The organism is Mesorhizobium sp. M7D.F.Ca.US.004.03.1.1 (assembly GCF_003998635.1).
Lineage (GTDB): Bacteria > Pseudomonadota > Alphaproteobacteria > Rhizobiales > Rhizobiaceae > Mesorhizobium > Mesorhizobium loti.
On record NZ_RZQG01000514.1, the window covers coordinates 1 to 4335 of the forward strand.

Sequence of the window (4335 nt, forward strand, 5' to 3'; positions counted from 1 at the left end):
GCCACGGAAGGTGTCGAGCAACTGCGCGCGCAGGGCGAAGCAGCCTTTGACAGTCTGCGCAGCAACGCCAAGGACATCGAAGCGCAGATGATGGCGAGCGTGCGTGAAAAGCCGGTGACGTCACTGGCGATCGCTGCCGGCGTTGGCTTCCTCTTCGCGCTCATTGCGCGTCGCTAGTCGCATTGCAGATGGGAATGCTGGCATCCCTGATTTCGGGTCTCGCCTCGGGCGAAACCGTTGCCGCCATGCGCCGGGCGCGCACGGCGGCAATCGTTTATGGGCTCGCCCTATCGGCAGCGCTCTGTGGTCTCGGCTTTCTGGTCGGCGCAGCCTATATCTGGTCGGCGATGCGCTACGGGTCGCTTGCCGCCGCACTGGGCTTTGGCGTCGGTTTTCTGGTGCTTGCCGGGCTGATCCTGTTGATTTACCAGATATCCGCAGGCTCGCGCGCCCGGCGCCGGGCGCAACGCCGCAATGCCGACATGAAGGCGATCGGCATCACCGCCGCACTCGCCGTGCTGCCGACACTGCTCAAGGGAAAAGGTGGTCTCGGCGTCATTCTGGGTCCAGCCGTAGCGCTCGCGGCTTACGCGATCTACCGCGAGAACGTGAAGCCGGGCGCAGACGATGGGGATGAAAGCGGGCGTAACTAAAGGCGCTGGGAGGTCACTTCGACAGGTCTTCCAGCGGCATCGATATTTCAGCAAACACCCCTTCCGGCCGGAACTCATGGGTCACTTCGCTTGAAATGACCTTGGCAAGGCTGCGGCGGATGAGGATCGAGCCGAAGCCGTGCCGTTCCGGCGGGGCGACTTGCGGGCCGCCGCTTTCGCGCCAGGTCAGCACAAGGCGGCGGGCACCCTTCCTGCCTTGCGTCTTCCACCCGAGATCAACCTTGCCTGATACCACCGACAGCGATCCATATTGCAGTGCATTGCTGCCCAGTTCATGCAGGATCAGGCCAAGCCCGACGGCCTGGTCGGGCGACAGCAGCAAGTCGTCGCCGGAGATCGTCATGCGCGGCTGCTCGGCCGTTTCGAATGGCCTGACCTCGATCTGGACGAGTTCACGGATGCCGATGCCGCGCCACTCGCGGTCCGACAACAGATTGTGGGCGATGCCCAGGGCCTGAAGCCGGGCGCCGAAGGCCTCGAGGAACTGGCTCGGCTGGCGGGCATGGCGCACGGTCTGTGTCGCCAGCGCCTGGACGGTCGCTAGCGTATTCTTGACGCGATGGTTGAGCTCACGCAGCAGCAGCCGTTGCCGCTCGTCGCCAAGCTTGCGCTCCGAGATGTCGTAGTTGACGCCGAAGATCAGCGTCGGCTTGCCGTCACCGTCACGCTCGATGACACGGCCGCGCGTGGCGAGCCAGCGCGGCGGATGAAAGCCCTTCACCCGGTATTCGCCGAAATAGTCGTCGCTGCCGGTCAAGGCGTCGCGAAAGCGGGTTTCGGTCTGGTAGACGTCGCGCGGATCGATGGCGGTGAGGATGTCGCGTGCCCGCAGCCGGTTCGAGCGCGGCAGGTTGAACAGCTCCGACAGCAAGGTGTCGCATTCGATGATGTCGGTGCGGATGTCCCACGCCCAGCTGGCGAGCGACGCCGCATCGAGCGCGATGGCGCGTCGTTTTTCCTCACGCACCAGTGCGGCCTCGGCGATGGCGCCGCTGCGGGTCGCGTCCTTCAAGGTGAACAGGCTGGCGGCGAGGCCGGCGAGCGCCTTCAACTGGTCGAGCTCGGCGCGGGATGGAAAGGCATGCGGCTTGCGGTCGAGAACGCAGAGCGTGCCGATGCGGGCACCTGCCACGACCATCGGCGCGCCGGCATAGAAGCGGACATGATGCTTGCCGGTGACCAGCGGGTTGGCGTTGAAACGTGGGTCCGTCGTTGCATCCGCCACCACCATCGGCTCTTCGCCGGCGGCAATCGCATGAGCGCAAAAGGAGATGTCGGTCGCGGTTTCGGTCTGGTCCAGGCCGAAGCAGGATTTGAACCACTGCCGCTCGTGGTCGACGAGCGTGACCAAGGCTATCGGCGCCTGCATTACCGCCGCGGCAAGGCTGCTGATGCGGTCGAAATCCGGGTCGGCCGCCGTATCCAGCATCTCCAGCCCGTGCAGCACGGCCAGCCGGTCTTCGGCACTGACCGCCAGCGCAACGTCAGCCGGCAGATCCGGCACTTTTTCCGCCTTGTTATTCACCCAGGTCCCCGTTGCCCTGTTTTGGTCTTCGTCGTCGCTTCGCCGGTCTGTCGATCCAGAACCAGCCGGCCGGCCGGAACCATCCTAGCGAGGAACCGTTACCCGACCATGTTGTTTTGCCGGACGCGCCAATTGGCGCAAACCGATCCGAGGGCCGACCATGATCAAGATCATTCCTGAGGACAAAGCCCGTCAGGGGCGCTGGGGCCGGCATGGCCTGCGCATTCTGATCGCTGCGTTGCTGCTGGCCTTTGTTGCTTGGGGGGCCGCCGAGATTTATGGCGAATTGATCAAGAAGGACACGACCCAACAGGGCAGTGCTCCCAGCGGCTAGCTTGTCGGCGGCAATGGGTACGAATCGCATCAGGCGGCCTTTGCCTCGGCGACGCTGGCCGGCACCAGGACATTGAGCGCGCCGGGCTGGATTTCGATCGTCGTTTCACGCTCAAGCCTGATCAGTTCTCCGTCCATCACGGCACGAAACTTCCGGCTCCCCGAGTGGATTTTCAGGACCGTCCTACCCGCCTGATGGATTTCGACATGTTCGTTGTCGCGCCATTTGCCGCGCGCCATGTTGAAGAAGAACTTGACCAGTTCGGCGCGCTGCTGCGCCACCGTGACATAGACGCCAAGCACGCCGCCCGCCGGGTTGTCGGCGTAAGGCAAGTGGCCTTCGCCGAACAAATTGTTGGTGATGCCGATGCCGGTAATGCGGGCCGCCATCTCGGCTTCGCCGATGCTGAGCGTCACGTTCATCGCCGGTGGATTGTTGATCGTCGCCCAAGCCGCCTTGGCCGAGGCACGGATCTTTCCCAGGCGAGAACCGAACTCCATTTTCTGGCGCAGTTGCACCATCTTCGCATGCATGCCGATCGAGAACTGGTGAACGAACGGCCGGCCGTTGGCGGTCGCTATGTCAACCGCGATGATTTCGCCGTCCGTGAAGGATTTGAGCGCGGCATCCAGGGACTGCGGAATGCCCAGCCCGCGCGCGAACAGGTTCATGGTGCCGGCCGGCAATATGGCAAGCGCCTTCTTCGTCCCCATCAACCGGGCGGCTGCGGCAGAAATGGTCCCGTCGCCGCCACCGGCCAGCACGACATCGACAGAGCGGCGTGAGGCCGCGCTGTCGAGCGTTTCCACCACATCCTTGCCGTCGACAATCTCGATGCTGAGAGAGTGGCCTGCCGTCTCCAGCGCCTGGCGCATCCTGTCGGAGAAAGCGGCAAGGTCAATGGTCCGCAAGGTGCCGCCGTCCCGGTTCAGCACCGCTGCGAATTTCATGCCCCACTCCGTTATTCGACCATGGTCGGACCGGGACAAAGACAAACCCAGCCATAGGCTGCAACGCGGCGAGGTGGGAAAGGTTCCGTGTGTGGCGAAATCCGCGATCGGGCTTAAGGCTGTGACGGAGACGCTTGTCGATTTCTTGCCACGGACTCCGCGCGCTTTTTGTCGGAACAACAGCATGCTCACGACGTTGTGAACTGTAGAAGTTGCCGCGTCAGATCTCCCCAGCGACGGGTTCAACCGGGCGCGGCGTGCACGAAATCACGCACCAGGAGAGACGATCATGATCCGCAATCTTCTAGCCACGACCGCACTCGCAACGCTGATCGCGACCGGCGCTCATGCGCAGAGCGCGACAACGCCGGCACCAGCGGAGGCGCCTGCCGTTCAGGAGCCGGCTGCCGCCGCTCCCCTGCCGCGCGCCGAGGGCAGCATTGTCACCAACATCATCGGTGAATCCGTCTACAACGGCACCGGCGACGATGCCGAGAGCATCGGCAAGGTCAGCGACGTCGTCTTCGACAAAGATGGCCAGGCGAAATCCGTCGTCATCGGCGTCGGCGGCTTTCTGGGTGTCGGAGCGAAGAACGTCGCTTTCGATTACGATAAGCTGCAATGGGCCGAAAAGAACGGCGATCGCTGGCTGGTTGCCCAGACGAGCAAGGACGAGCTGACGGCGCATCCGGAGTTCGACAGCAAGCCCTACGCTCCGGCACCAGCACCTGCTGCATCGACTGACGCAACAGCACCGACGGCACCCGCGACGACGGATACGGCGCAGAAACCTGTCGACCTGAATGCGGCTCCGGCGGAACCCGTGAAGCGGGCCGACGGCAACCTTGCCAC

Annotated in this window: 5 protein-coding genes and 1 pseudogene; 4 read left to right on the top strand and 2 right to left on the bottom strand. The window is 63.8% G+C overall.

Annotated elements, in window-relative coordinates:
• Positions 1–177 (top strand): annotated as a pseudogene (locus EN935_RS24210) (DUF883 family protein); the annotation flags it as partial.
• Between the two features lie 11 nt (positions 178–188).
• A complete protein-coding gene (locus EN935_RS24215) occupies positions 189–653 on the top strand; it encodes a hypothetical protein (RefSeq protein WP_109665163.1) in 465 nt (154 codons plus the stop codon).
• 13 nt (positions 654–666) lie between these two features.
• Here EN935_RS24215 and EN935_RS24220 read toward each other — a convergent pair whose 3' ends face one another.
• Positions 667–2199: an HWE histidine kinase domain-containing protein gene (locus tag EN935_RS24220; protein ID WP_206532342.1), complete on the bottom strand. Its 1533-nt coding sequence runs from the start codon at positions 2197–2199 to the stop codon at positions 667–669.
• A gap of 160 nt (positions 2200–2359) precedes the next feature.
• Between EN935_RS24220 and EN935_RS40895 the strand changes: the two genes are divergently transcribed.
• Positions 2360–2533: a hypothetical protein gene (locus EN935_RS40895; RefSeq protein ID WP_164548799.1), complete on the top strand. Its 174-nt coding sequence runs from the start codon at positions 2360–2362 to the stop codon at positions 2531–2533.
• Positions 2534–2562: 29 nt separating this feature from the next.
• Here the strand turns inward: EN935_RS40895 and EN935_RS24225 are convergent, their stop codons facing one another.
• A complete protein-coding gene (locus EN935_RS24225) occupies positions 2563–3483 on the bottom strand; it encodes a diacylglycerol kinase family protein (protein WP_109665166.1) in 921 nt (306 codons plus the stop codon).
• A gap of 289 nt (positions 3484–3772) precedes the next feature.
• Between EN935_RS24225 and EN935_RS24230 the strand changes: the two genes are divergently transcribed.
• Positions 3773–4335, top strand: a 563-nt coding sequence (locus EN935_RS24230; protein WP_164771305.1) for a PRC-barrel domain-containing protein, incomplete at its 3' end; no start/stop codon positions are given.

Coding starts and splice junctions, on each gene's coding strand:
- EN935_RS24215 (WP_109665163.1), top strand. CDS start 189: ATGGGAATGCTGGCATCCCTGATTTCGGGTCTCGCCTCGGGCGAAACC.
- EN935_RS40895 (WP_164548799.1), top strand. CDS start 2,360: ATGATCAAGATCATTCCTGAGGACAAAGCCCGTCAGGGGCGCTGGGGC.
- EN935_RS24225 (WP_109665166.1), bottom strand. CDS start 3,483: ATGAAATTCGCAGCGGTGCTGAACCGGGACGGCGGCACCTTGCGGACC.